Below are 23,444 nucleotides of genomic sequence, written 5' to 3' on the forward strand. Positions count from 1 at the left end.
AATGATGATAGCGCCACATCAAACCTATTATTTTTGATAATACTGGCTAATAGGCCCCAGGCCGGCAATAAACTTCATGTGCTGATGCAATTTCGGCGCACAGCTTTCCACCAGATCCGTAGGAATAAAATCCAAATGACCGGCGCTTAATGCCCGGGTCCAGACAAACACTTTCAAATCGGCTATGCTCAGGCGATTTTCAATAAAATAATCTCCCCCGCCTTGTTCGAGTTTAGCTTGTGTCCATTGCAGGTACTGCTTTAATGGCCCGGCAACCAGGCTCTGACGTGCTGTTTTTAATTCTTCCCCCGACAAACCGAAGGTTGCCACCAGTTTATGGGTGGCATCTTCAATAGCATCTAAAATTTCATCGCACAATAACGCCTGAAAATCATCTTGTGGGTATAAATCCGCCTGTTTGCCAACATAACGGAGAATACTGTTGGATTGGGTTATTTGTCGCTCATTTAACATCAGCACCGGCACCTGGCGCAAAGGTGTTTTTTCCCGTACGCTGGGAAATTCACTGAAACCAAAGCGTTCATCGACAAATTCAATACCGCTAATATGCAGGGCAAGTCTTATCGGCTCGGCCCGTCCGCCGTCAATGTCAAAATAGGTTAATGTCATATTATTCATGATAGATCCCTTATGTTTTTAAATGCCTTCGGGGTTAACTTTGGGATCTCAGTGGAAAAAAGCAAGGCTGAACCAGGCTTTTTCCATTCAGAGCCAAATGAGCAGTGTTACCGGACAAACCCGAAAATGCCGACATTTACCGTGCAAACAGGAAATACTTGTTAACGAAAACACACAAACAAACAAGTTTGTTACATTTTGTAAACATCATTGTTAAATTATTTAGCATCCTGTATGTTAACGGCACTTTCAGATGGCGATATGTTTTTATCGCAACATCATGAAAAGTCATAAGAATAGTTTTACATTTTAAATTATAAAGGAAGATTTAAATGATTATTAAAAAAACAATTTTATCCGCTTTATCCGCAGGCTTATTTGTATCTTCAGCAAATGCTGTTGAAGCACCCGTTACCGCAGCAGATAATGCTGCAGATGCGCCTGTTCAATTGGCCGCAATCAAAAATTGCCCAAATTACTTTTTAATTCCAGGTTATGTCTATGAGTCGTATATCGGCGAAGATGGCTGCCGTCACTGGGTATTAATCTCAAAAGGCTAATCCTTCAATTATTAGCCTGCTCTCAAAAGTGCTTATGGCGCTTTTGAGACAAGGTATGAAAAATAAAGATCACAAGTTCCCCTCCTCCAAACGAGCACTTTACCCCCTGTTATCTTGACTGACCATGGACCATGGCAAAACATCACTCATCTATTATTAACTGTTAAAGCAACAATATACCGCCTGCAATGTTACAACACCTATTATGATCACAACCACGGCTAACCATTACAAGCCCGGACTATTACCGATGGAAATAAAAAACGCCTAATCCCGGTCTTGGCTAAACAGAAATGAAAGCCATTAAAAAGACACAAGCATAAATCACTTTAAGAGACATATTTTGTAACCCTTAATTTGAAAATATCGCCCCCTTGATGCTGTCTTTTTATTACCAGCCATGAATAATGATCTGGTTCCATAAAAGCAAATAACAACAATCTGGAGAATAAATATGCTCAAACCAATTTCCGCTCTGTTACTCGCCGCCACCTTAACGACCCCGGCCATGGCGGATGATTTTTCCGATAAGATCAAGCAGGCATTAAAGTCTGAACTGCGCAGCGAAAAAGAAAAAGAACGCGACAGAAACCGTAAACCGGTTCAAACCTTAGAGTTCTTTGGCATTAAAGACGATATGAAGGTAATGGAGCTGATCCCCGGCCGCGGCTGGTATACCAAGTTATTAGCCCCCGCTTTACGTGATAACGGCCAACTTTATCTTGCCCTCGGCACAAGCCGCATCGAAAAATCGTTGGAAAGCGAAAAAGCCCTGAATAAAGTGAAAGTACTCGCTAAAGACAGTGAATTTAAATACAACGAAAACGAAGAACTTTATGATCTCACCAGTACAGATCTTAAGGTTAAAGATCTCGATGCGGTATTAACCTTCAGGAACTACCATAACCTGACGCTTAAAACCCGTACCCAGCTCAATGATTCCGTCTTTAAAGCATTAAAGCCCGGCGGTATCTACGGGGTTGTTGACCATACCCGCCGTCATATGCAGGGTACTGACAATGAAAATGGCCGCCGCTTTGATCCGGTATTGGCGATCAAAGAAATTCAGGCTGCAGGGTTTGAATTTGTCGACTATTCCACACTGCACTATCGTCCGGATGATGAGTTACGTTATGAAGTAGGCCGCAAATCCGTAACCGGCAATACCGATCGCTTCACTTTCTTATTTAAAAAGCCTGAGTAATCAGGCTTAGCCGAAAATGCCCCAAAGCCATTGCTTGGGGCATTTTCGGGGTATGAACTATCACATAAGCAAATTTCCCTTTCCAAATCAGTAGAACAGATGCAGCTCCAGGAAAAACCTGTCCTGATTCCACAGGGAGTTTTGCGGAATGGCATCATAAACTCGAATTCCGGTACGTAACTGGGAAAAACGGTTCAGGAAATACTCCCCCACCACAGAGCCGCGCACGCGCTCATTCTCATCAATATCATCGTCGGGATCCAGGTACTCATAGGTAAACTTCAAATTTGTTTTCTTGTTCACCAGATAATTGACTTCAAACAAGGTCGCTATCATATCGGTTTGCTGATCGCCGTTTTCATTTTCAATCCAGTCTACTTCCCCCAGCAAGGTAAAGTTTTGCCAGTTAACACCGGCAAAAACATTATAGGAGGTGCTTTTCTGACGGTTCGGCGCTTCATTAGTCGAATAAGAAACACCAAGGCGGTAACTTCGCTGGATATAGGAGCCGACAAAAGAAAATTGCTTGTCCTTATTATTTTCCCCGCTGCCCTGAGTGCCGTTGGTCACGCCGAGACTAAAAGAAAAATCCCCCGGCTCTATGCCCACTTCCAGGCCGATATCGGAATTATCGAAATTAAAACCGGTGACTTCACGGATAAAAGCGCCATCATCTTCGAGCCTGAGGCCATAAGGCAGGAAAAATTTCCCCGCCTTGATATAACTGCCGCCGCTGAGGTTTTTCCAGATCACCGCCGCTTCCCTGGTTCTCCCTCCTTCAGGGGCCACCTGCTGATCCAGGTAAAACAACAGATCCGGCGTGAATTGCGCCCCGATATACAAGGTGCCGTTGGTAACCTCGAAACTGCTGGTATTGTCAAAATCAACCGGCTCAGTACTCGCCCCCTCAACCGCATCTGCCTCATCAAAACGGGTATAGCCATAGCGGCTGCGGATATTACCGCCGATCAGCAAATGATCATTAAGTTTAGGAGAGAAAGTACTCTTGCCCGCAGGCAGCAGGGTTTGCGGGTAAACAAAGCCAAAGTCCGTTCTCTGTCCTCCGCCGGTGATATTGGTATGGCAGGCCGAGCATTTTAATCCTTCTCTGACCGCAAAATAGGGCTCTGCTGCCAGCTGCGAAGATAGCAGACAGGCAAAAATCAGCCAGATCGCCACTTTAGGGCGAAGGGCTAACGCTGTAATGTGAATATTCATAAAAAAATCCTAGTGCTCAAATTAAACGCATTTTTAATAACAGTGATGTGATCAGGCAGGCTGCTCAGCCCGCCTTCCCGGACGCTAATTGTTTGTCGTAGCTTTGAGCCGGGTGAAAATCGCCATATCAGCAAAGTTAAAAGGATCATTTTCATGGTGGAAGACATAATCCTTGCCGTAACCACTGTCGGGGTTGGCCTGGCTATGACAGCTGGCACACATCCCATCCATCAGATTGGCCCCCCGGGTTTCATCACCGTTATCATCAAGCATGATCTCCAGCGAATCCGGATCTAACATAAACCACTCCCAGTCCTGATGATCCGGACTGAAATCGCCGCCCCGCTTCACCATGGCAGTGATCTCGACGATAACGCCTTCTTGCTCGACTTCTTTAACCAAGATGGTGCCTATCGGGTAGCCCTGCTCCATGCTATCGGGATTGGCATATAACTGTTTCTTGAAAATCCGCCGGGTCGAGTCGGGATTGTCGCCGCCATGGGCCATGCCGCCCAGTAAAGGGTTTTGATCCGAGCGCTCTTCAATTTCACTCCAGCTGCGAAAATCAGCAAAGTCACTGTTATCCGCCTGGTATTCACTCGGGTGCTCAAAAACATAATCTCTGCCGCCGCTTTGCGAGTTGGCCAGCGAATGACAGGTATTACAACCGTCATCCATCAAATTGCCCCCGCGCCCGACAATTTCAGAGACATCAGGATTAAGTTCAAACCATTCCCAACCACTATTGCCGGGATTAAACTCCCCGCCGCGTTTTACCATGGCCAGCAGGCCGCCGGCTGCAGAAAATTCTCTTTCCCCGTTTTGCCAGCTGGTAACTTCCTTAACAAAAATAGACCCGTTGGGATAGCTGTCGGTTGCCGTCAGCGCCAGTGCATTGGCATATACCCGGCGCGAGTAGTTATCATCTTGTGCCTGGTGGGCGCCGCCAAGGGCATTATTGGTGGCGCCTATGGAGTAATCTATCGCCGACCAGCTGCCATAAGCACTAAAGTCACTAAGCTCGGCAACAAATTCAGCCGGCGTGGCCACTTGTGGTGGTGGAGCGCCGTCATTAACCCAGTCAATCACCAGCTGGATTTGGCTGTCATCGAGAAATGGCGGGCCGCTCAGGGGCATTTGCCCGCCGGAAATATCTTCATCGCCACGAATTTTTTTTACCAGGTAACTGAGTTCGGGTTCATCCGGCTCGATCAAATTCAGCGTCGGCTGTTGATTGCTGGCGACGCCGACGATATTGCCATAGGCATTACCTTCAGAAAGATCCAGCCCCTGGGGAGCCTGGGCGCCGATATGGCAGGCAATACAGCGTGCGGTAAAAATATCGTCCTGGATTTGTACAAACAAGCCTATCACCGGCTCAGGCGTATCTTCAACAAGTGGCTGGCCATTGGCGTCCAAACCTTTGCCATCACCGGCTTTGCAGCCGATCAGTATAAAAGCGATCACGCAGATCCTGGCATAAATTAACACCGCTCTTATCTTTTCTATATTATGCATAGAGTTGCCCTCTGCACTGGCAAATAAAAAAGGTAGAAAAGTTGCTCAAACCCTAAAGTATTTTAAGGTAACTAGTTAGGATAGTTTAAAGTACGAAAAAAGCCGTAGAATATTCACAATTTTATAGAAAAAACCCGGCAAGCAGGTTTTAGTGCAGATAAGGCATCACTGCATCAAGCTATAACAGGCAAGGGCTGAGTCGCTCGTGACGGGCAGAAATAGCGTTATACTTAGAGCAAATCCGCAGATGTGAAATTGAGAAGCCTGTTTTGCTGCAACCTGGGTCACTTCTACGTTCATATGCCCGAGCTTACTTTACTACGCTGTTAATCGCTGTCATACCGGTTAACGCATGGAGCGGAGACTTTTTAATCAGCAAGCCGACGAATGCCCGAACCGTAGAATTATGCGCCCAAATGATCATACCCGCTTACCAGGCACTGGGAATAAATGCCGTAATGGTAGATCTTCCCGGCAGACGGGCGCTGTTTGCCTCTAATTCAGGTAAAACAGATGCCGAATTATGCCGGATTGATAATATTTCACAGCACTATCCGAATTTAGTCAAAGTAGAGCCCGCCCTGCAGCACTTAACCATAGTGGCACTGAGCATCAAGGCGTTACCACAGGTCAAAACAATGGCGGATCTGAAAGCATATAAATTGGGATCGCAAAGAGGCATGAAAGCGGCGGAGAATTATTTTCGACAAGGTTTTATTCACTATGTCAACAACTACCAGCAAGTGATACAGTTACTCGATGATGGTCTGATAGACTACGCGATTTTACCGCTTGAAGCGATAAAACGTCACCAGCAGGCGAATTACCGTAAAGATTTTTTCATTCACCAACCACCGCTATTTCAACATAAGCTCTACCACTATATTCATAAACGTCATCAGCATTTGGTTGCAGCATTGGCCTTGGAGATCTCCCTAATACAATACCGACAACAACAGAAATAATACCGTTATACTTATGATCACCCCTGCCAGTTAAACTTGAGACAACTGCCTTGTTGCAATTGACATCATTTTTATTTTCCTGTGCCCGCTCTTTCTCTATTGTGCTGTTAACGGCAACAGTTGTGGTTAACTCAGCCCGGGCCGGGGATTTTTTGATCAGCAGGCATGAGAATGTCGCCTCGATACAAGTATGTGAAGATATCCTGCACCAGGCATACCAGGCATTAGGGATCACCCCGGCAATCGTCGAATTTCCCGGCCGGCGGGCATTATTTGCCGCAAATACCGGAACAACCGATGCCGAGTTATGCCGGATAGACAATATCTCCCGCCAATATCCGAATTTAATCAAGGTGGGACCGGCGCTGGTTGAGTTTAGCATCATCGCCCTGAGTATTGCCCCCTTGCCCAAGATCAAAACCAAGGCAGACTTAACCGGCTATAGCTTAGGCTCGCAAAGAGGTATGAAAGCCGCGGAAAATTATTTTCAGGAGCATAATGTCTTATATGAAAACAACATAGAGCAAGTGATAAAGTTACTCGATAACGGCCTGGTAGATTACGCCATTTTACCCTTGGCTGCGGTCAGAAAATTCCAGCAAACTCGTGTGCGGGATGACTTTGTTATTCACCTGCCCCCTCTGTTCCATCATAAGCTTTACCATTATGTTCATAAGCGCCACCGGCATTTAGTACCGGCGCTGGCCTTGGAAATTTCCCGGATAAAGCACAAGCAAAGACAACAAGACTGAACATGCCCGGCCAACTCACTCTTGGCCGGGCACTGTTATTTAAACGCTAAACTAGCACTGCGGTATCAATTAAAGCGGCCGCTTCATCAATATCCAGGCAATCCCCCAGGCGGGCAATAAGCGGCATCGGCAATAACTGGCTGAGTTCAGCAATGTTTTCGTCAAGATAAGGCATCTGCTGCTGGCAATTGGCCACCCAGCCAACGCACTGTAAACCGTCAGCCTTTATGGCTTCATAGGTCAGCATGGCATGGTTAAGGCAACCTAATTTCATATTAACCACTAAGATCACCTGAAAAGTCCCCTGTTTGGCAAAATCAGATAAATAATGTCCCTGTCCCAAAGGCAAACGCCAGCCTCCAGCTCCTTCGGTGACAACAGTATCCGCCTTAAGTGTTTGAATCTGCCGGTAACCCGTCATGATCTCGGATAAAGTGATCTGCCGCCCTGATTTTTCTGCAGCAATATGCGGGGCTATCGGCTCGGCAAAAGCAATAGGATTTATCCGGGAGATACTTTGCTGACAATTAGCGCATGACTGCAATAGGCTTGCGTCTTCATTAACCAGCTGCCCGTCGATTAATTCACACCCGGCGGAAACCGGTTTATAGACGGCGACTTTTTGCCCCTGGCTGACTAATGCCGTCACCAGTGCCCGGGCAACATAAGTTTTACCGGCATCGGTATCCGTTGCCGTAATAAAAAATTCATTCATTGATATCGTTACTTCTTTTTGCGGTCACAGCAAAGTTAATCGCTGAGTTTTACCATCAAACCGGAAAACACCTTATAGGTTGCCGGGTAAACACCGCCCGGCTCCTGGAAATCCTGATAGGAGTCGGTCATTTTCTGCCATTTATCTTTTCCTGCCAGTCCTTTATTACCCTTGGCAGGCACCTGGTTGGCACCTAAGCCTTTAAGCTCATGGGCCAGATGCAGGACATTTTCATATTCGAGCACGATATCCTGACACTGGTGCTGTAATAATTTCGACTGAGGGCTGTCAAACATCGCCAGTAATTCCTGCTCGCGCTTGAAGTTAATCACATGGCGATCATCATCCACCTGGGCCCAGGAAGATTTCAGCTCATACAAGGTGCCGTCGGTTAAGGTAGTAAAAATAAACAGGCCGCCGGGTTTTAAAACCCGCAAAATTTCCTGCACCACATCTTCTAACGGATTACACCACTGGATCATCAAATTGGAATAGATTAAATCTATGCTTTGATCTTGAAGGGGTATGTGATGAGCATCCGCCTCCAGCCAGTGAATATTGTTATTCCGATTTCTTTGGGCAAAATGCAGCATTTTTTTCGAGAAATCCAGACCTATTACCTGATGGTAAGAGCCCGCCAAAATATCGGTAAAAAAACCGGTGCCCGCGCCTAAATCCAGCACGGTTAAATCATTACGGTTGGGTAACCAGGGCATTAAATGTTTGCCGCTAAAGCGCTGCAAACGGGCGGAAACATCGTAAGAGTTACTGGCGGAGCCAAAAGAGCGCGCAATTTTTATTCTGTTTTTTGTTTCTGGCATTAACCAAGAGCCTCATTCAAACAAGCTGCTAAATATTTGATATCATTGTCATTGTGGTTAGCGCATATAGTAACACGTAACCGGGAGCTGTTAACAGGAACCGTCGGAGGTCTGATCGCGGTGAGCCAGATGCCCTTCTTTTTCAATTTTTCACTGATGGCCAGCGCAGACTTTTCATCACCGATAATTAACGCATGTATCGATGACTCGGTCGGGGCTAAGGTTATCCTGGGATCAAGTGCCTGTGATAAAGAAAAACTCAGCTGTGCTATTTTATCTCTTCGCCATTGTTCTTTTTGTATTAGCTCAATACTTTTAACCGTTGCCCACGCCACAGCCGGTGATATTGCCGTGGAATAAATATAGTGCCTGGAAAAGTTGACCAGATATTCAAACAGGTTTTCTTCGCAGGCAATAAAAGCACCGCTACTGGCAATTGCCTTGCCAAAGGTGGCCATGACAATATCGACATCCCCCTGGCTGACACTTCCCTGACCCTGCTGGCCAATCACCCCTATGCTATGGGCATCATCTAAATATAGCCAAGCTTTGGCATTTTTTGCCACTGCTGACAGTTTTTTTATTTTAGCCTGGTCGCCGTCCATGCTAAACACCCCTTCCGAGACGATAAGATTATCATCATCTGGCGAGCACTTCAAAAAACCTTCCAGCTGGTCAATATCATTGTGACGAAAACGTTTCATGCTGGCTTTGCCGCCGCTAGTTTTGTCGCCATGACTAGCACCAAGTGCACCGTCAATTAAAGAGGCATGGCAAAGTTTATCCAGCAAAAAATGACATTTCTGCTGACCCAAGGCCTGCAATACCCCGGTATTGGCAGCAAAGCCGCTGGAGAATAACAGACAGCGGGGTTTATTCAGCCACAGGCAAATCTGCTGCTCTAACACCTGGTGGGCATAACTAAAACCTGTGATCAAACTTGAGCCGGTAGCACACAGGCCAAAACGGTCGATGCCTTCTTGCATCGCCCGGTTAATCTCGGGATGATTATTTAACCCCAGGTAATCATTGGAGGAAAAATTAAGGTAGCTTTTACCCGCGATAACCACTTCACGTCCGCCCCCGGAGGCAATAGATACCCTTTGGCGGTACCGGGACTGGCTTTGCCTTTGAGCCAACTGCTGATCAATAAATTCAAACGCCATGGTACTTCTTATAAAAGCTTTAAAAACAATGGGACTTGGGAAAAGCAAAATTTTCCCAATCCCGATAACAAATTCTACTTAGCGACAGATCTTAAATTCGGTTAACAGCTTTATTCTGCGTTGTAGAACAAATCGCTGTTTTCCTGATTAACAACCGCGGTACGTAACCTTTGCGCTTCATCACCTTCATCCAGCTCATGGTTACTGACGGTTTCGGTATTGATGCCGAGCTTTTTAAATAACATCATATCCTGGTTGGTTTCCGGATTGGCGGCGGTCAATAATTTACAGCCATAAAAAATTGAATTGGCGCCGGCCAGGAAACACATTGCCTGCATTTGTTCATTCATGGCTTCACGCCCGGCGCTTAAGCGAACATGGCTTTTTGGCATCAGAATACGAGCCACGGCAATACAGCGGATAAATTCAAAATGATCGAGATCTTGTACTTCGGATAACGGCGTACCTTCGACTTTTACCAGCATATTGATCGGCACACTTTCCGGTTGCTGCGGCAAATTCGCCAGTTGTACCAGCAAGGATGCACGGTCTTTCGCCTGCTCCCCCAAACCGACAATGCCGCCGCTGCACACTTTCATACCGGCGCTGCGGACATTATCCAGGGTATCTAGCCTGTCCTGATAAGTACGTGTGGTGATGATCTGGTTATAATGCTCGGGTGAGGTATCCAGGTTATGGTTGTAGTAATCCAAGCCGGCAGATTGCAGCTCATTGGCCTGATCCTCAGAAAGCATGCCTAAGGTCATACAGGTCTCCAGGCCCATGGCTTTCACCCCTTTGACCATATCTACCACATAAGGCATATCCCGCTCTTTCGGGTTACGCCAGGCGGCTCCCATACAAAAACGGGTCGAGCCCTGGGCCTTGGCTTTTTTCGCCGCTTCAAGCACCTTTTCCACTTCCATCAAGCGCTCTTTGTCGATATCGGTTTTATAGCGGGCGCTTTGCGAGCAATATTTACAGTCTTCCGGACAGGCACCGGTTTTAATGGATAATAAGGTACTGACCTGAACTTCATTGGGGTTAAAATGCTGACGGTGCACGGTTTGCGCCTGAAACATCAAATCATTAAACGGCAGGTCAAACAGCGCCTGTACTTCGGCCAGCGTCCAGTTATGACGGACAGCTGTGTCCCCGGCCTGGTTGGTTTCATTATTATTCATTGGCTGGGTTACACCCGGATTTGCTGACATAAAACTCTCAATTGCATCTTTATAAGTTAACGGGTAGTCTAGCCAGCCTAATAATGATGTCAACGTCAGCCAAACAAATTAGTTAACGAATGAATAAAAAAGATACAGAATTACTTACATTTGACCGGGAAAACATCTGGCACCCCTATACTTCCATGTCATCTCCCCTGCCTTCTTATCTGGTAGAATCTGCCAAAGGGGTAGAAATCACCCTGGCATCCGGCGAAACCCTCACCGACGGCATGGCGTCCTGGTGGGCAGTACTGCACGGCTATAACCACCCGAAACTGAACCAGGCCATTATCGAGCAGACAGAGAAAATGGCCCATGTCATGTTTGGCGGTTTAACCCACCAGCCGGCGGTGGAATTGTGCCAAAAACTGATCGCGCTGACACCAAAATCCCTAGAGCGGGTGTTTTTAGCCGACAGCGGCTCGGTCGCGGTGGAAGTGGCCATAAAAATGGCGCTGCAGTACTGGCACAGTAAAGGTGAGAAAAACAAACATCAGCTGTTAACGGTGCGCAACGGCTACCACGGCGATACCTTTGCCGCCATGTCGGTTTGCGATCCCGTCACCGGCATGCACCAGTTATTTGACCAGGTATTAATGAAAAACCTGTTCGCCCCGGCACCGGGCATTGCCATAGACCAAGAGTGGCAAGCACAGGATACCCAAGCCCTCGAAACCTTATTTGCCGAAAACCACCAGCATTTGGCTGCCTTTATCATAGAGCCTATCGTCCAGGGCACAGGCGGCATGCGTTTCTATCACCCCGAATATTTAAAAGCCTGCGCCGCGTTATGTAAAAAATATAAGGTGCTGCTGATAGCCGATGAAATTGCCACCGGCTTTGGCCGCACCGGCAAGCTGTTTGCCTGCGAATGGGCGGATGTTTCACCGGATATCTTATGCCTGGGCAAAACCCTGACCGGCGGTTACATGAGCTTGGCGGCCACCTTATGCTCAAAAGAAGTCGCCACCACCATCAGTGACGGCGAAGCCGGCTGCTTTATGCACGGCCCGACCTTTATGGGCAACCCGCTGGCCTGCGCCGTTGCCAGCGCCAGCATAGACCTGTTAACAGAGAACAACTGGCAGCAACAGGTGGCCACCCTGGAAAGCCAGCTAAAACGGCACCTGCTGCCGTTAGCCAAACATGCACGAGTTAAAGACACCCGGGTACTGGGAGCCATAGGCGTGGTGGAAGCGCGCCAGCATGTCAATATGGCCCAGATCCAGAAAAGATTTGTTGAACTTGGTGTCTGGATCCGCCCCTTTGGCAAGCTGATTTATATTATGCCGCCTTATGTATCCACCAAGGAAGACGTGCTCAAGTTGGTCCGGGCAATTGCCACGGTATTGGATGAAGAGCAATGTTTTACGCTTGATTAGCCCCTAAGCGCTAACGCCGCAGCTCAAAAAGCCTGGATAATAATATAGGTTATCCAGGAAACCGATACCAGAAACAGCAACACCAGGTTGAAATGCAGGTTATCGGTGCTGCGGCGGTTACGGAACCTGTCAATAATAAAACAGGCGATACTGCTAAAGGCGCTAAACCATAAGATCAGGTATAAATAGTTGGTGAGCGGCATCAGCCAATGGCTTCGGATCGGCAACTGGTAATAACGTACCAGACCATAATTTTTTTCCGGGGCGGCATAAAAAGAGACAATTAACGCGCCAATAAAGCACAACCAGCCGCCGATAGCTAAAAGCCGGGCAAAATATATCCAGCTGTCCGGGGCTTTGCGCCGATCTTTACCCCGCCAAATCATGGCCACAACTCCCTTTTTATTCCCTTATTCAGGTTAATAGGTTTATTTTCATTAATTATCGTACTATTTAGCAAGTTTTACTTGAGAAAAGCAATAGTCGCGGTAACATACCAAACCCTACAATTAGGATAATTATTAAAGAATAAGAGGTCGATAAATGTCTGTTATATCGATTACGGATGTATTAGCAGGAAAATACCCCGTTAACGAAACCATCACGGTACATGGCTGGATCCGCACACGTCGCGATTCCAAAGCCGGTATTTCATTTTTAGCCATTCACGATGGTTCATGTTTTGATGCCATTCAGGCCATAGTGCCGAATGAGTTAGACAATTATCAAACTGATGTACTTAAACTCACCACAGGCGGCGCGGTAAAAGTGACCGGCACCTTAGTGGAATCTCCGGGCCAGGGACAAGCTTTTGAGATCCAGGCAACGGCAGTTGAAGTATTAGGCCTGGTGGAAGACCCCGATACCTACCCTATGGCAGCCAAGCGCCACAGCATCGAATATTTACGCGAGCACGCCCACCTGCGCGCCCGCACCAATATCGGCGGCGCGGTGACCCGGGTACGTAATACCCTGGCACAAGCAATCCACAGATTCTTGCACAGCAAAGGATACTTCTGGATCAGCACGCCATTAATCACCGCCAGCGACTGTGAAGGCGCCGGTGAAATGTTCCGTGTCAGCACCTTAGACATGGAAAACCTGCCGCGCACAGACAAAGGCAATGTCGATTACAGCGAAGACTTCTTCGGTAAAGAAGCCTTCTTAACGGTATCCGGCCAGTTAAACGTGGAAACCTACTGTTGTGCCATGTCCAAGGTGTATACCTTTGGCCCGACCTTCCGCGCCGAAAACTCCAACACCAGCCGTCACCTGGCGGAATTCTGGATGGTTGAGCCGGAAATCGCTTTTGCCGACCTGGCCATTGCCGGTGATCTGGCCGAAGAAATGCTGCGTTATGTCTTTAAAGCCCTGTTAGAAGAGCGCGCCGACGATATGGCCTTCTTCCAGCAGCGTGTCGATAAAACCGTCATTGACCGTTTAAACACTGTCATTGAAAAAGACTTCGTGCGCATGGACTATACCGACGCCATCGAAATCCTGCAAAACTGCGGCAAGAAATTCGAAAACGAAGTTTTCTGGGGTGTGGATCTGAACTCAGAGCACGAGCGCTACCTGGCAGAAGAGCATGTCGGCGGACCTGTGATCCTGCAAAACTACCCGAAAGATATTAAGTCTTTCTACATGCGCTTAAACGACGACAAGAAAACCGTTGCCGCCATGGATATCTTGGCACCGGGCATCGGCGAACTGATCGGCGGCAGCCAGCGTGAAGAGCGTTTGGATGTGCTTGATGAGCGCCTGGCAGAAATGGGCTTAGATCCGGTAGATTACAGCTGGTACCGCGACCTGCGCCGTTACGGCACAGTGCCGCACTCAGGTTTTGGTCTAGGTTTTGAGCGCCTGGTGGCTTATGCTACCGGCATCCAGAACGTACGTGACGTCATTCCTTTCCCGCGTACGCCGAACAATGCCGCTTTTTAATCTGGCTTAAATTGTTAAAACAATTAAAAACCCTCATTTGAGGGTTTTTAATTACCTATGTTTTTTGCTTATTTCTCGGCATATCCCTGCCTACTAAGCTTATGATTCACCGGTTTAAGCAACTAAAGTCAAAGCTTAAACTCCCGCATTTTCTCTTCAAGATTTGTGACTAGAATACTGATCCTTTTTACATCTCCCTTATTTGCATCCGCTTTTTCAGAAATCTGTTGTGAGGTGCCGGCAATTTCGGTGATATTCTCATTGATATCATTAACCACTGTCGTTTGCTGCTCGGCAGCGGTGGCAATTTGTGCGTTCATATCATTTAATCGGGCCACTAATTCCACCACTTGACTCAAAGTATCTCGGTTATCGCTGCTGGCACTAATACTGGCATTGGCCATTTTGCCTGATGCTGCCACCATTTTAACCGCGGTGGATGTTTCGCTTTGTAGCGCATTAATTTTATCACGAATGTCTTCTGTAGATTGTTGGGTTCTGCTGGCTAAAGTTCTCACTTCATCTGCGACAACCGCAAAACCCCGTCCCTGCTCTCCCGCCCTGGCAGCTTCAATTGCGGCATTTAGTGCCAATAAGTTAGTTTGTTCAGCAATAGATTGAATGACATCCAGCACCGAGCCGATTGACTGGCTTTCCTGAGCCAGCTTTTCAATTGATGCCGAGGCCGACACCATTTGCTGATTTAAATCATCCATATAGCCTGTTAGCAAACCCGCAGCATGGCTGGTGTCCTGACACTTGCCGTCGGTTTCTCTGACAGTTTCTGCCGCCGTGGCCGCATTTCTGGCCACTTCCTGTATGGTCGACAGCAGCTCATTGGTGGCAACGGCAACACTATCGGCGTTTTGGCATTGATGTTCGGTTTGCCCCGTGGTTTCGTCCATCCCCTTTAGCATTTTGTTAGTTGACTGGTACAAGGTCTTGGCCAAATTTTCTACGCAATGGAGAATTTCCTGGATTCCGGTTAATAAGTGATTAAATGAATCGGCCAATGAGGATAGTTCATCCTTACCGCGATAGTTGACCCGGGTGGTGAGATCTTTTTCTGCGGTCACGGAATTTACCTGGGCAATAAAACTCTGGATAGGGTTTGAGATCCCACGACCGACCATATAGGCAACCGCAGAAATCACAGGCAATAACACCAGCATGATCATCATCATCACCCACCAGATTTGCGCGGTCAATTTATCCTTATCAGCCATGGCTTCTGCAACATCAATTTCACTGAGGATCCCCCATTTGACCCCGGGTATGTCTAAAGGAGCAAAAGCCGACAGCACCTCGACCCCCCGATAATCTTTGATTGTTCGAATACCGGTCTTCCCTGAAATAGCTGCATTTGCACCTTCGGTATCAACGGCTTGCAGCCCTATAGCGGTATCACTGGCATTAATTTTTTTCAATACCATCTCATCGAAACCAGCCTTTTTAAGTGCCGCCAGATAATTGGCCTTATCTTCCATCAAAAAACGGCTCTGGCTACGTAATAAATCATCGTCCCCCACAAGGTAAGTTTCACCACTATCCCCGAGGCCAACATCCCGCCAGCCTTGCTGGTAAGTCATCAGGTCGTTGATCCTGTCAATCGGCATTTGAAAAATCAGCACCCCTAATTTCTTACCATCGGGGGCAAATATCGCCGCGCCAATAAAGGCCGCTGCCGCATCATAAGAAGGAAAATAGGGCTTAAAATCTACCAGGATCCCGCTCGTTTCCGCTGTACTTTGATTAGCCATGGCATAGGCCTTGGCAATGCCGGTATCTTTATAGGGCCCGGAAGTGAGCGAAGTAGCAAAGTCCAGCTCTTTAAATACAGAATAAACAATATAACCGTTATCCGGTTCCACCAGGAAAATGTCATAGTAGCCAAATTCATCAAGAAAATGATTGAAATGTTTGTGGTACTTGCCATGGAGTAAGCTGTATTGGCTGCCATCATCAGCCATATCCAGGGCATTCTTACTCCCTAAAGCATGGGGATTTCCACTGATGTAAGCATGCTGCAGTGACTTGCTATTTTGGGGCAATTGCTGCAATTTCCCCGTAGCACTAACATCGGTACCGGGATTTTTACGCCGGTATTCGGGATCGAATTCTCCGCTATAATATTGTGCCAGGGCATCATTGTCCCTGAGTGAGGTTTGCTGATCAAATTTAAAAAACAGCTCAGGAAAGTCACGCATGGCATCGATCACCATGGTATTATCCGACAACGCTTTGAGCTGGCGCTTAATGGTCAGAAAATAATTTTCTATTTGGGTCTTCTGCAATTCTCTGACAGCAACTAGCTGCTCAAAAGCACTTTTTTCCATGGCTTTTGCCGCAACCGATGATGCTTGCCAACTCACTAACAATCCTGCTATTAATATTCCCATCCCTGATAATAATACTGACGCTAAAATTATCTTAGAGGAAACCTTCATACAACAACTCACTAATTTAACGGTACTTTTAAGTCTAGCGGATTTTGATCTCTTTGCTTAACACTGAAATCTTTGTCCTTTATTACTGTTTTTGTTTTGTGTATTTGATGGAAGATAAATGTCAACAGACAAATACAATCATCAGACAGCTCCATAAAGAAAAAACATACTTCTTGCCTTTAATCAATGAGATAAAAATCAATCTCATCAATATCCACACCTCAGTTGCCACTCCTCCATATATTTCAAAAAAATTAAACGAGCTTCTGTAAATATCACCAAGCCAAAACTCCCCCGAAGATGAGTTTATCTCCGATAAGGCCCTGATAATACGATAGCAAAGAGGCTGTTTTGAGCTTACAGCGGATACTTTTTTAAAATCGCCATTATTTCACCGTTATCCTGCATGGCCCTGATTTGGGCGTTTATTTGATGAAGATGATGCCTAAATGCAGAGCTTCTGGCTATAAACAGGGAAAAATCCGGGTTATACAGCAATGGCGATATTTGAACTAACTTATGTCCTCCCGGCATTTTATCTGTCAGTGACCGTGCGGTATGCTGATTTAACACCACCAGATCCAACCGGCTCTTCAATAACAGCGCCAGTGAGGCTTTTTCTGTGCTCGACCAATAAAGAGATATATTTTCTCTTTCCATGGCATCAATGAACTCAGGTCCATAATTAAAATCCCGGGTTGCCCCTATTTTATAAGGCCGTAACTGTTGCCAGGAATGCCATTGTCCAAGCGGAGCAGGATGTAGCGCATAAAAATAAAAGGGGCTGGACAAAATGCGGCTTGAATATAAGCCATAACGACTGCGCTCCCCGGTTTTAGATACCATAAGCGCCATATCAGCACTGCCGTTTTTTATACTATTAAGCACCCGGGTAAAAGGCATTACGGTAAAATCGGCTTTAATGCCGATATTCACCAACAACTGACGGGTGATATCAACAAAGATACCGCCGGTAACTGGCCCGCCTTCTTCCCCTTCTATCCAGGGAGGCCAGGGATCGCAGGCCACCTGAATCGTTTGCTTACCTTTATGGCTGTCATCGGCATTTATCAGGGGAGCATACAGTAAGGGGAAGAATAACAGAGCAAGGACAATCACTTGACTTAATCGGATATTTCGTCTTTGAGCCGTTCGTTTCATTGCTGATATCAAATCCTATATCACTGACCATAACTATAGCCCAGGGCAAAGGTGATCACTATCTACCAGTTTTACGTCTGCTTTCATTATCCAGCCCAACTCAGCAACGAATGCACTAAAGACTTGATCATTAATCTATTTATAGACCCTGTCACTTGACTAAAATCAAAAAAAACAACAACCAAGAAACCAGGTGCTAACAAGAAATTGACAAGTTCATTTTTTGATAATACTGTGCGGGCGCGTATTTCATTACGCAGCAAAAAGTATTTGGAATTTTTAAAAAGGAAGTATTAATGAACAAGCAAACCGCACTTACCCTGCTCTCTGTATTCTCCGTATTTACCTCATCGCAGACACTGGCAGACTCAACCCCCAAGAGCTGGGGCATGTATCGCCACCGGTGATTATGCTACGGCATTTGGTCTGAGTGCACAGGCTAAGGGTAATTTCTCCACCGCCTGGGGATTAGGTACAGTAGCAGATCAAGAGTTAGCTATCGTATGGGGACATAGCTCAAAGGCCATGGGGATACGTTCAACCGCCTGGGGCATGACCTCGCAGGCTTTGGGAACAACATCTACGGCATTTGGCTCCAACGCGATTGCCGAGGGTAACGGCTCAACCGCCTTTGGTAACAACCCTGTCGCCCAAGGTCACAACTCAACGGCCATTGGCCAGTATGTTACCGTTACCGGGGACAACTCAGTTGCCGTGGGTTTTGGTACTTCAGCCGAGCGAAAATACCTGGATCAGCCAGATAGCTTTGGCGTCATCGGTGGCACGGTAAAATTCTGTAATGCCGCCGGGGTCTGTATCGATGATGTGCAAAACGCCATAGAAACCCTGCAAAATGAAAACAATGCCTTAAAAGATCGTGTGCAGGCACTGGAAAACAGCAGTGGCGGCGATATAAATGATCTGCTTAACCGGGTTCAATATCTGGAATATAAAAATAGCGACTTAACCAATACCATCTTTGATTTAAGTTACCGAATCCGTAAACTGGAAGAAAGTGCAGCTAACTAGTTGCTCGTTTATCGCAAGAGCATGAGGTGCTCTTAGGCACCTCTTTAACAATACATAGCAACGCTGTTTATTTAAAAACAGTGACATAATCCTGGTAAGGTTTTACCGGCTTGGGCGGCAGTGTTTTGCTTTGCGACCCTATATATAAGAAACCGACAATTTGATCTATCAGTTTAATGTTCAGCGCTTCTTTCACCTGGGCATTGTAACTGAATTCGCCGGTGCGCCACATAGCGCCATAGCCTAAAGCAAAAGCCGCCATTTGCATGGCATGGGCCGCACAACCCGCCGCCACTAACTGCTCCTGCTCGGGTACCTTGTGCTCAACATATTTTGTACTGATCACTATGATCATCGGCGCGCGAAACGGCATTTTTTTCGCTTTAGCGATTTTGGCTTCTTCAGCGTTTTTGGCTATCGCGGCGTTTACCAGGATATCGCTTAACTTATCCAGACCTTCATTTTCTATCACGGTAAAATGCCAGGGTGCCAGACCGCCGTGATCCGGCACGCGCATGGCGGCGCTTAAGATTTTATCCAGATCTCCCTGACTAGGGGCCGGCTGTTCAAGAAAAGGGTTAGACTGGCGCTGCAGCAACAGCTCAATGGCATCTTGGGGTACTTGATTCATAGCTTAGCAATAATTCTAATTTATATTTATGCCGCTAGTGTACCCCATTAAATAGCAATAAAATACCCGCAGATATCAGGGGTATTCACAGCCTCCATTCCAGGTAAGCTGTGCTTTTTGGTGTAGTTAAGTTAACAACTCCCGGTGACGCTCTTTTGCAGCAATTGAGCGGCTAAGAAAATAATCAACACTGGTAAAGCGCCCCGCCCCGATAAAAAACAAGGCCAGCAGCATAATAAAGTAGGTGGTGGCAAATTCAATGCCGTTATTTAGCACCACGATATTGCCCTTTTCATATAACCAATCGGGATTACCGTTGTCATCAATGATCTCACGCATACGATCCAAGCGTTTTTTCGCCTCAAGGCTGTTCTCCAGACTTTGCTGCGATCCCTCAATCCCTACCCAGGAAAGCACTTTCGCCGGGCTGGTGTCCGGGTTGGTGGGGGTAATGGCAAACCAGCCGTTATCTAAATGCACACTGGTGGCAGCCACTACCATAGTAAACATCAAAGGAATGGAAACTAACCGGGTCAACAGGCCAAATAATAACAACCAGCCGCCGAAAAACTCGGTCCAGGTGGCAAGGTTTGCCAGCAAGGCAGGAAATGGCAAGCCCAAGCCCCAGTCGGCATTGCCGAACCAGGCAACAATATTGGGATCTGCGGCCAAACTTGCCAGGCCGGTCACGTCCGGGTTGCCCAGCTGGGTTTTACTGTAACCGGCAATAATAAACACCGGGGCCAAATATAAACGAATCAACAGCGCCGGCACACCGTCAAAAACAGGCAGTTTTTTTAACAAATCTTGATACAGGGTAAATAACTTCATAATTGGCAATTTTATCGGTAACAATTCTAATAAATGATGCTTATAAGACCCGCTTTAATCCAAATACTTTCATCCCTGTTATTTTTAGCTATTTAATCAACTTTTTATCCACGCTTTAGCAAAGATAGCCGTTCTTATAAAAAAACGTTAAAAATATTTACAAAATAGACTACTTAACTGTCAAAAGATTAAGTAGCATACGCACTATACTAGAAATTTAACTGATTAGAATTTTATGAATCAAAGTCCAGGTACAATCAAACGTTTGAGTTTATCGCTATGGCGCCTACTCAACATCTCGCGCAAGGTGATCGTCAACCTTGTGTTCTTCACCCTGTTGTTATTGTTTTTCGTCGCCATTTCCCAGGACGGCGATAAAGTCGTGATCCCCAAACAAACCGCCCTGGTGTTAAACCTCAAGGGTGATATCGTCGAGCAAAAACGCGAAATCGATCCCATGAGTGCTTTTATGGCAGAAGCCATGAACCAGCCGGAAGAAAATCCCGAAGTTTTATTAAGCGACATCCTGGAAGTGATCAGCCAGGCAAAAAATGATGACCGGGTGTCGGTATTGGTTTTACAGTTACAAAATATGAACCGTGCCGGTTTAACCAAGCTAAGCGATATCGCCAAAGCCATCGAAGATTTTAAGACCTCAGGCAAGCAAGTCATTGCCGTAGGGGATCAATACACCCAGGACCAATATTATCTTGCCAGCCACGCCAACAATATCTGGCTCGATCCCAAAGGCTGGATGATTTTAGACGGCTATGGCCGCTACCAAATGTACTTTAAATCGGCACTGGACAAATTGGCCATCAGCCAGCATATCTTCCGCGTCGGCACCTATAAATCTGCGGTTGAACCTTATATGCGCGACGACATGTCCCCCGCTGCCAAAGAAGCCAACCGGGTATGGCTAAACGATCTTTGGGGCCGCTATAAAGAAGATGTTGCCAAGCAAAGAAAATTCGGCGTCGAAAACTTTGACGAAAGCATTGATGACTTAGTCACTAAATTTAAAGCCGCCAACGGCAACTTTGCCGAATATGCCTTAAATAATCACTGGGTAGATGCCCTAAAAACCCGCGAGCAAATGCGTGATGAGCTGATCAAACTTGCCGGTGAGAACAGCACAGGCGACAGCTATAGCCATGTGACCTTCAAGGAATATTTATCCACCATTAAATCTCCTTTCCCTGTCGTCAACCCGGGCAGTGACAAAATTGCGGTTGTGGTTGCCAAAGGCACCATATTAAACGGCACCCAGTCGCCGGGGACTATCGGCGGCGACAGTACAGCCAAGTTACTGCGCAAAGCCCGTCAAAATGACAAGGTGAAAGCCGTGGTCTTACGGGTCGACAGCCCGGGCGGCAGTGCTTATGCCTCAGAAATTATCCGCCGTGAAATCGAACTGTTAAAAGCCGCCGGCAAACCTGTAGTTGCTTCTATGGGTACCTATGCCGCCTCAGGAGGCTACTGGATTTCCGCTTCCGCCAACAAGATCATGGCAGCCCCGACCACCATCACAGGTTCTATCGGCATCTTCGGCCTGATGATGACCTTTGAAAAGTCATTAGACAAGTTAGGCATCCACACCGACGGCGTCGGTACCACAGACATCGCCGGTTACGGCCTGACCCGGCCATTAACCGACGGCATGGCGCAAATCTTCCAGCTCAACATCGACCGCGGCTACCAGGACTTTATTTCCCTGGTCGCCGACAGCCGCAACATGACGGTGGAGCAAATCGATGAAATCGCCCAGGGCCGTGTCTGGTCAGGCGCAAGGGCCAAAGAGCTGGGTCTGGTGGATGAACTGGGTGATCTTGATGATGCCGTGAATGCCGCAGCAGGCATTGCCGGTTTAGACAATTACGATACCCTGTTAATAGAAAAAGAGCTGACGCCGCAGGAAATTTTCATGCAAAACCTGCTGGGCAATGCCCTTGCCCTGATTGGCACTGAGCCGGTAGCAAATTCAGGTCCGGTGGAACAATTTATCTCGACTGTGCGCGGTGAGCTAACCCGGTTAAACCAGTTTAATGATCCCCAGGGCATCTATTCTTTCTGTCTAACCTGTGAGGCTTATTAGCCCGTAAGGGTAAACCGCAGTCAGACATTACACAACGGCCCCGCTTAGCGGGGCTTTTTACACTTTCCTTTATTGACATATAACAAGCCAAGCCATATGAAAAAACGTATTTATGTCGCCTACACCGGCGGTACCATAGGAATGAAAGAAAGCAGCCAGGGTTATGTACCGGTTAAAGGCCATTTAACCGAGTTTATTAAGCAAACCCCTGAATTTCAGCGGGATGAAATGCCCGATTTTGTTATTCACGAGTACCAGCCGCTGATCGACTCTTCCAATATGGCGCCCAGTGACTGGCAACGTATCGCCGAGGATATCCGCGACCACTACGATGACTATGACGGCTTCGTGGTCCTGCACGGCACAGATACCATGGCCTATACCAGCTCGGCGCTGTCGTTTATGTTTGAGAACCTGACCAAACCTGTGATTGTCACCGGCTCGCAGATCCCGTTAAGCCAGTTAAGATCCGACGGCCAGGTCAATTTGCTAAATGCCTTATATATCGCCGCCAATTATCCGATCAGCGAAGTCGGCTTGTTCTTCAACAATAAGCTGTTTCGCGGCAACCGCAGTATCAAGGCCTATGCCGACGGCTTTAACGCCTTCGACTCCCCCAATATGCCGCCGCTGCTCGAAGCGGGCATCAATATCCGGGTGATTGCCGGTAAGGTTGAACATAAGCCGCACCAGCCACTGAAATTAAGCGCGATCACGCCACAACCTGTGGGGGTGATCCATTTATATCCGGGGATCAGTGCAGAGTTGGTGGCCAATGTCATCAAGCAGCCGGTCAAGGCGCTGATCTTAAGGAGTTACGGTGTCGGTAATGCCCCGCAAGATCCCGAACTGCTTGCCTGCCTGAAAAAAGCCAGCGAGCAAGGCATAGTGATCGTCAATATCAGCCAATGTACCAAAGGCACGGTTAACATGGGCGGTTATGCCACAGGCTCTGCATTAAGCCAGTGCAGTGTGATCTCAGGTTATGATATGACCTTAGAAGCGGCGTTAACTAAATTACATTACCTGCTGAGCCAGGGACATGATTATCACCAGGTTTGTCATCTGATGCAGCAAGACCTGCGCGGCGAACTGGTTAGCGGATAACCCTGAAAACCAGAAAAAATTAGCTATTGCCCG

Annotated in this window: 21 protein-coding genes; 9 read left to right on the top strand and 12 right to left on the bottom strand. The window is 47.1% G+C overall.

Annotated features, from left to right (window positions below; all coding sequences use genetic code 11):
• Nucleotides 1-27: 27 nt before the first annotated feature.
• Complete coding sequence (locus QL234_RS09780; RefSeq protein WP_281557631.1) at nt 28-639, bottom strand: glutathione S-transferase family protein; 612 nt, start codon at nt 637-639, stop codon at nt 28-30.
• A 332-nt stretch (nt 640-971) separates the two neighbouring features.
• On the opposite strand from QL234_RS09780, the gene QL234_RS09785 reads away from it, so the two are divergent.
• Complete coding sequence (locus QL234_RS09785; protein WP_281557632.1) at nt 972-1,199, top strand: hypothetical protein; 228 nt, start codon at nt 972-974, stop codon at nt 1,197-1,199.
• Nucleotides 1,200-1,653: 454 nt separating this feature from the next.
• Nucleotides 1,654-2,403 (top strand): methyltransferase, encoded by a 750-nt coding sequence (locus QL234_RS09790; RefSeq protein WP_281557633.1) that lies wholly within the window; start codon nt 1,654-1,656, stop codon nt 2,401-2,403.
• A gap of 87 nt (nt 2,404-2,490) precedes the next feature.
• Here the strand turns inward: QL234_RS09790 and QL234_RS09795 are convergent, their stop codons facing one another.
• On the bottom strand, nt 2,491-3,621 hold the full coding sequence (locus QL234_RS09795) for a porin (protein ID WP_281557634.1): 1,131 nt from the start codon (nt 3,619-3,621) through the stop codon (nt 2,491-2,493).
• An 84-nt stretch (nt 3,622-3,705) separates the two neighbouring features.
• Entirely contained in the window at nt 3,706-5,139 is a 1,434-nt protein-coding gene (locus QL234_RS09800; protein WP_281557635.1) for a cytochrome P460 family protein, read from the bottom strand.
• A 416-nt stretch (nt 5,140-5,555) separates the two neighbouring features.
• Between QL234_RS09800 and QL234_RS09805 the strand changes: the two genes are divergently transcribed.
• Nucleotides 5,556-6,104: a transporter substrate-binding domain-containing protein gene (locus QL234_RS09805; protein WP_281557636.1), complete on the top strand. Its 549-nt coding sequence runs from the start codon at nt 5,556-5,558 to the stop codon at nt 6,102-6,104.
• Nucleotides 6,105-6,154: 50 nt separating this feature from the next.
• Complete coding sequence (locus QL234_RS09810) at nt 6,155-6,856, top strand: transporter substrate-binding domain-containing protein (RefSeq protein ID WP_281557637.1); 702 nt, start codon at nt 6,155-6,157, stop codon at nt 6,854-6,856.
• A 46-nt stretch (nt 6,857-6,902) separates the two neighbouring features.
• On the opposite strand, the gene bioD is transcribed toward QL234_RS09810, so the two are convergent.
• The 4 genes from bioD to bioB all read right to left on the bottom strand — a co-directional run bounded on the left by bioD (nt 6,903) and on the right by bioB (nt 10,742).
• On the bottom strand, nt 6,903-7,571 hold the full coding sequence (gene bioD / locus QL234_RS09815; protein WP_281557638.1) for a dethiobiotin synthase: 669 nt from the start codon (nt 7,569-7,571) through the stop codon (nt 6,903-6,905).
• A 35-nt stretch (nt 7,572-7,606) separates the two neighbouring features.
• Complete coding sequence (gene bioC / locus QL234_RS09820) at nt 7,607-8,392, bottom strand: malonyl-ACP O-methyltransferase BioC (protein ID WP_281557639.1); 786 nt, start codon at nt 8,390-8,392, stop codon at nt 7,607-7,609.
• Nucleotides 8,392-9,558, bottom strand: a complete 1,167-nt coding sequence (locus QL234_RS09825) for an 8-amino-7-oxononanoate synthase (RefSeq protein WP_281557640.1) — start codon at nt 9,556-9,558, stop codon at nt 8,392-8,394. Before QL234_RS09825 ends, bioC begins: the two co-directional genes overlap by 1 nt.
• A 110-nt stretch (nt 9,559-9,668) precedes the next feature.
• Nucleotides 9,669-10,742 (bottom strand): biotin synthase BioB, encoded by a 1,074-nt coding sequence (bioB, locus tag QL234_RS09830; protein ID WP_281557641.1) that lies wholly within the window; start codon nt 10,740-10,742, stop codon nt 9,669-9,671.
• Between the two features lie 119 nt (nt 10,743-10,861).
• Between bioB and bioA the strand changes: the two genes are divergently transcribed.
• Nucleotides 10,862-12,166 (top strand): adenosylmethionine--8-amino-7-oxononanoate transaminase, encoded by a 1,305-nt coding sequence (gene bioA, locus QL234_RS09835; protein ID WP_281557642.1) that lies wholly within the window; start codon nt 10,862-10,864, stop codon nt 12,164-12,166.
• 23 nt (nt 12,167-12,189) lie between these two features.
• Here bioA and QL234_RS09840 read toward each other — a convergent pair whose 3' ends face one another.
• Nucleotides 12,190-12,552 (bottom strand): hypothetical protein, encoded by a 363-nt coding sequence (locus tag QL234_RS09840; protein WP_281557643.1) that lies wholly within the window; start codon nt 12,550-12,552, stop codon nt 12,190-12,192.
• A gap of 157 nt (nt 12,553-12,709) precedes the next feature.
• Here QL234_RS09840 and asnS point away from each other — a divergent pair, with 157 nt between their 5' ends.
• Nucleotides 12,710-14,110, top strand: a complete 1,401-nt coding sequence (asnS, locus tag QL234_RS09845; RefSeq protein WP_281557644.1) for an asparagine--tRNA ligase — start codon at nt 12,710-12,712, stop codon at nt 14,108-14,110.
• A gap of 128 nt (nt 14,111-14,238) precedes the next feature.
• Here asnS and QL234_RS09850 read toward each other — a convergent pair whose 3' ends face one another.
• Nucleotides 14,239-16,482 carry a methyl-accepting chemotaxis protein gene (locus QL234_RS09850; RefSeq protein WP_281557645.1) on the bottom strand — a complete coding sequence of 748 codons (2,244 nt, stop codon included), beginning with the start codon at nt 16,480-16,482 and terminating at the stop codon, nt 14,239-14,241.
• 432 nt (nt 16,483-16,914) lie between these two features.
• Nucleotides 16,915-17,718 (bottom strand): ABC transporter substrate-binding protein, encoded by an 804-nt coding sequence (locus QL234_RS09855; protein ID WP_281557646.1) that lies wholly within the window; start codon nt 17,716-17,718, stop codon nt 16,915-16,917.
• A 525-nt stretch (nt 17,719-18,243) separates the two neighbouring features.
• Between QL234_RS09855 and QL234_RS09860 the strand changes: the two genes are divergently transcribed.
• On the top strand, nt 18,244-18,747 hold the full coding sequence (locus tag QL234_RS09860) for a hypothetical protein (RefSeq protein ID WP_281557647.1): 504 nt from the start codon (nt 18,244-18,246) through the stop codon (nt 18,745-18,747).
• Between the two features lie 67 nt (nt 18,748-18,814).
• Here the strand turns inward: QL234_RS09860 and QL234_RS09865 are convergent, their stop codons facing one another.
• The gene (locus QL234_RS09865) at nt 18,815-19,378 is read right to left on the bottom strand and encodes an NAD(P)H nitroreductase (RefSeq protein ID WP_281557648.1); all 564 of its coding nucleotides are present in this window, start codon (nt 19,376-19,378) and stop codon (nt 18,815-18,817) included.
• A gap of 126 nt (nt 19,379-19,504) precedes the next feature.
• The gene (locus tag QL234_RS09870) at nt 19,505-20,209 is read right to left on the bottom strand and encodes a DoxX family protein (protein ID WP_281557649.1); all 705 of its coding nucleotides are present in this window, start codon (nt 20,207-20,209) and stop codon (nt 19,505-19,507) included.
• Between the two features lie 235 nt (nt 20,210-20,444).
• On the opposite strand from QL234_RS09870, the gene sppA reads away from it, so the two are divergent.
• Nucleotides 20,445-22,304, top strand: coding sequence for a signal peptide peptidase SppA (gene sppA, locus QL234_RS09875; RefSeq protein WP_281557650.1), 1,860 nt, complete (start codon nt 20,445-20,447; stop codon nt 22,302-22,304).
• A 96-nt stretch (nt 22,305-22,400) separates the two neighbouring features.
• The gene (gene ansA, locus QL234_RS09880) at nt 22,401-23,411 is read left to right on the top strand and encodes an asparaginase (protein ID WP_281557651.1); all 1,011 of its coding nucleotides are present in this window, start codon (nt 22,401-22,403) and stop codon (nt 23,409-23,411) included.
• The last annotated feature ends 33 nt before the right edge of the window (nt 23,412-23,444 follow it).

It is taken from the genome of Thalassomonas sp. RHCl1 (genome assembly GCF_947387555.1).
GTDB lineage: Bacteria > Pseudomonadota > Gammaproteobacteria > Enterobacterales > Alteromonadaceae > Thalassomonas.

Coding starts and splice junctions, on each gene's coding strand:
- QL234_RS09780 (WP_281557631.1), bottom strand. CDS start 639: ATGAATAATATGACATTAACCTATTTTGACATTGACGGCGGACGGGCC.
- QL234_RS09785 (WP_281557632.1), top strand. CDS start 972: ATGATTATTAAAAAAACAATTTTATCCGCTTTATCCGCAGGCTTATTT.
- QL234_RS09790 (WP_281557633.1), top strand. CDS start 1,654: ATGCTCAAACCAATTTCCGCTCTGTTACTCGCCGCCACCTTAACGACC.
- QL234_RS09795 (WP_281557634.1), bottom strand. CDS start 3,621: ATGAATATTCACATTACAGCGTTAGCCCTTCGCCCTAAAGTGGCGATC.
- QL234_RS09800 (WP_281557635.1), bottom strand. CDS start 5,139: ATGCATAATATAGAAAAGATAAGAGCGGTGTTAATTTATGCCAGGATC.
- QL234_RS09805 (WP_281557636.1), top strand. CDS start 5,556: ATGATCATACCCGCTTACCAGGCACTGGGAATAAATGCCGTAATGGTA.
- bioD (WP_281557638.1), bottom strand. CDS start 7,571: ATGAATGAATTTTTTATTACGGCAACGGATACCGATGCCGGTAAAACT.
- bioC (WP_281557639.1), bottom strand. CDS start 8,392: ATGCCAGAAACAAAAAACAGAATAAAAATTGCGCGCTCTTTTGGCTCC.
- QL234_RS09825 (WP_281557640.1), bottom strand. CDS start 9,558: ATGGCGTTTGAATTTATTGATCAGCAGTTGGCTCAAAGGCAAAGCCAG.
- bioB (WP_281557641.1), bottom strand. CDS start 10,742: ATGAATAATAATGAAACCAACCAGGCCGGGGACACAGCTGTCCGTCAT.
- bioA (WP_281557642.1), top strand. CDS start 10,862: ATGAATAAAAAAGATACAGAATTACTTACATTTGACCGGGAAAACATC.
- QL234_RS09840 (WP_281557643.1), bottom strand. CDS start 12,552: ATGATTTGGCGGGGTAAAGATCGGCGCAAAGCCCCGGACAGCTGGATA.
- asnS (WP_281557644.1), top strand. CDS start 12,710: ATGTCTGTTATATCGATTACGGATGTATTAGCAGGAAAATACCCCGTT.
- QL234_RS09855 (WP_281557646.1), bottom strand. CDS start 17,718: ATGAAACGAACGGCTCAAAGACGAAATATCCGATTAAGTCAAGTGATT.
- QL234_RS09860 (WP_281557647.1), top strand. CDS start 18,244: ATGGGGATACGTTCAACCGCCTGGGGCATGACCTCGCAGGCTTTGGGA.
- QL234_RS09865 (WP_281557648.1), bottom strand. CDS start 19,378: ATGAATCAAGTACCCCAAGATGCCATTGAGCTGTTGCTGCAGCGCCAG.
- QL234_RS09870 (WP_281557649.1), bottom strand. CDS start 20,209: ATGAAGTTATTTACCCTGTATCAAGATTTGTTAAAAAAACTGCCTGTT.
- sppA (WP_281557650.1), top strand. CDS start 20,445: ATGAATCAAAGTCCAGGTACAATCAAACGTTTGAGTTTATCGCTATGG.
- ansA (WP_281557651.1), top strand. CDS start 22,401: ATGAAAAAACGTATTTATGTCGCCTACACCGGCGGTACCATAGGAATG.